This window comes from Mesorhizobium sp. WSM4830 (assembly GCF_055811495.1).
Window position 1 is genome coordinate 1 of record NZ_JBVVQI010000112.1, and the last position, 560, is coordinate 560.

Below are 560 nucleotides of genomic sequence, written 5' to 3' on the forward strand. Positions count from 1 at the left end.
CAGCGCAACGGCTATCGCGAGCGCGACTGGGAGACGCGCGCCGGCACCGTCGAGCTGCGCATCCCCAAGCTCAGGAAGGGCTCTTACTTCCCCGGGTTCCTTGAACCACGCCGCATGGCCGAGAAGGCGCTGACCGCCGTCATCCAGGAAGCTTATGTGCAAGGCATCTCGACCCGATCGGTTGACGACCTGGTCAAGGCCATGGGCATGAGCGGCATCTCCAAGAGCCAGGTCAGCCGGCTGTGCGAGGAGATCGACGGCAAGGTCAAAGCGTTCCTTGAAAGACCCATCGAGGGCGACTGGCCCTATCTGTGGATCGACGCCACCTACCTGAAGGTGCGCCGCAGCGGTCGCATCGTCTCGGTCGCCGTCATCATCGCTGTCGGCGTCAACGCGGACGGCCGGCGCGAGGTGCTGGGCATGGAGATTGGCACCTCGGAGGCCGAGCCGATCTGGACGGAGTTCCTGCGCAAGCTGACCCGCCGCGGCCTGCGCGGCGTCAAGCTCGTCGTCTCCGATGCCCACGAAGGCATCAAGGCGGCCGTCACCAAGGTGCTGTG

The 560-nt window shown here is 65.7% G+C and carries 1 protein-coding gene; it reads left to right on the top strand.

The window, feature by feature from the left end; genetic code table 11:
* A partial coding sequence (locus AC0L2Y_RS34580; protein ID WP_473562336.1) for an IS256 family transposase occupies nt 1-560 on the top strand: 560 nt, incomplete at both ends.